This window comes from Myroides sp. N17-2 (genome assembly GCF_002286775.1).
Classification (GTDB): Bacteria; Bacteroidota; Bacteroidia; order Flavobacteriales; family Flavobacteriaceae; genus Flavobacterium.
In genome coordinates this window covers 1-2,365 of sequence record NZ_NSGJ01000092.1, presented here as the reverse complement: position 1 = coordinate 2,365, position 2,365 = coordinate 1, and the positions used below count along the sequence as shown (strand labels likewise).

At 38.4% G+C, this 2,365-nt stretch carries 1 protein-coding gene; it reads left to right on the top strand.

Annotation, left to right across the window (positions count from 1 at the left end; genetic code table 11):
• Window positions 1-601 precede the first annotated feature (601 nt).
• Window positions 602-2,251, top strand: coding sequence for a group II intron reverse transcriptase/maturase (gene ltrA, locus CF599_RS19195; RefSeq protein WP_121967524.1), 1,650 nt, complete (start codon window positions 602-604; stop codon window positions 2,249-2,251).
• Window positions 2,252-2,365: the final 114 nt, after the last annotated feature.

Below are 2,365 nucleotides of genomic sequence, written 5' to 3'. Positions count from 1 at the left end.
CGTGCGACACGAGGTTGTGTAAGTGGCTGTCTAACGTTAGATTAGACCTATTGTTTCGTCAATAGTAGCCTACGGATACGTGCTATGCGAGTGATTGCATAGTGCGAAGCTATCCAGACAAGGTAACCCTTTCGAAAGAAGCAGAAAGAACCGTGAGGGGATTTCAATGACTGTAAGCATTATGCGGTCGGGGAGCTTGGCTGAGTGGTATGGTTAACAAAAGTGAACTATCATTTAAACGTCGTTAAATCGAACAAGCCAACTAATGCTAATAGGCTTGAACCAAAAGGTAATGCAGCTGGATAACTCTCTGGATTTTGGAGTTACACGAACAATATAGCTGTCGGCGAACAGATAGAACCTAACCCACTCTTGGCACTTACATAGAACGTGATAAGCCTGTATCCTTCCCTATTTTGGGAAAGTGAGCCGTAAGGTAAACCCATAGGGGTGCAGGTATAGGATTGTGGAGAAAGCGAATGCCATCTTGTAATGAGGTGGATAAGGGTTGAAACATCACCCTACACGAAAATGGGCAGACTTCCACATTAGGTAATTCTTTTACAAGAAATTTTTAGAACTTTTTAAAGTAGGAAAGCAAATGAACGTAATTAAAATAACGTGTGCACCGACTGATAACAGTCAAGCAGATTGGAGTTCCATAAACTGGGACAAGTGTGAGGCAGCTATTAAAAAGCTACAGGCGCGTATTGTAAAAGCTCAAAAAGAGGGTAAGTTCGGCAAGGTAAAAGCTTTGCAGTGGACACTTACTCACTCGTTTTATGCTAAGTCATTAGCAGTGAAGCGAGTTACTTCAAACAAAGGCAAAAATACTTCAGGTGTAGATAAACAATTATGGTCTACATCACAATCCAAGTACAATGCCATTACAACTCTTAAACGAAGAGGATATACTCCCCAGCCACTGAAAAGGGTTCATATTAAAAAGAGTAATGGGAAACTACGCCCTTTGGGTATTCCGACAATGAAGGATAGAGCTATGCAAGCTCTTTATCTTATGGCTTTAGAGCCTATATCTGAAACAACAGCCGATAATTACTCATTTGGCTTCAGAAAAGAAAGATGCACAGCAGATGCCATCGCTCGTTGTCACTCTCTCCTTAGTAAATCTTATTCTCCGGAGTGGATTTTAGAAGGAGATATAAAAGGATGTTTCGACCACATTAGTCACGAATGGTTGCTGAACAATATCCCAATGGATAAAGTGATGTTACAAAAATGGCTAAAGAGTGGTTTTGTATTCAACAAGGAACTATTTCCAACGGATGAAGGTACTCCACAAGGAGGTATCATATCACCAACTCTTGCCAATATGACGTTGGATGGCTTACAAAAATTATTAGAAGACAAATACAAATGGGTTTCAAAAACAAATCGTTGGTACTGTCCAAAAGTAAGACTTGTAAGATACGCAGATGATTTCATCATTACAAGTGCAGATAGAGATGTATTAGAGAACGAAATTAAACCGATGATAGCTGAGTTTTTAGCTGAAAGAGGATTGACTCTATCAGAAGAAAAGACTAAGATTAGTAATATTAAGGAAGGTTTCGATTTTTTAGGTTTCAATATTCGCAAATATGGTGACACAGTGCTTACTAAACCAACAAAGGATGGTGTAAAGAAACTCACAGCAAAGGTTAAACAAGTTATTAAAGACAATAAAACCTGCACACAAGAGGAACTTATCATCAAACTTAACCCAATACTCAATGGATGGGCAAACTACTATAAGTATAGTGCAGCATCTGAAACGTTTAGAAAAACAGACCATTTAATTTTCCAAAAGGTGTGGAAATGGTGTTTAAGAAGACACGGTAATAAATCTAAATCGTGGATTAAGGACAAATATTTCCTCGCTATGAACAATCGACAGTGGAACTTTACAGTGAGAAAAGATACTAAAGATGGTATTAGACACTTCTCGTTAGTAAAACTTTTTGACACTAAGATTGGTAAATATCCTCAATTAAAGTGTGATGTAAACCCGTTTGACCCTCAATGGAACAACTATCTTGAAAAAAGAGCAGGTTTTAAAATGAAAGAGAGTCTAAAGGGACGTAGAACACTAATTTCGATATGGGAAAAGCAAAAACGCTGTTGTCCTTTATGTGATAATCCTATCACAAAGGAAACAGAATGGCGAACAATAAGAAAAGAAAACACAAAGAACTCTTATCTTCTCGTTCATGATGGCTGTTATAGAAATGTAAAACAAATAAAGAAGTAAAAATAATGAGCATATTTCACAAGAATATTGAATTACTTGAGCCGTATGCGGGGAAACTCGCACGTACGGTTCTTAGGGGGGAAAGAGGCAGTAATGCCTCCGACCTACCCGACG

Bases quoted from the DNA above. Each gene is read 5' to 3' on its own strand.
- ltrA (WP_121967524.1), top strand. From the start codon at position 602: ATGAACGTAATTAAAATAACGTGTGCACCGACTGATAACAGTCAAGCA.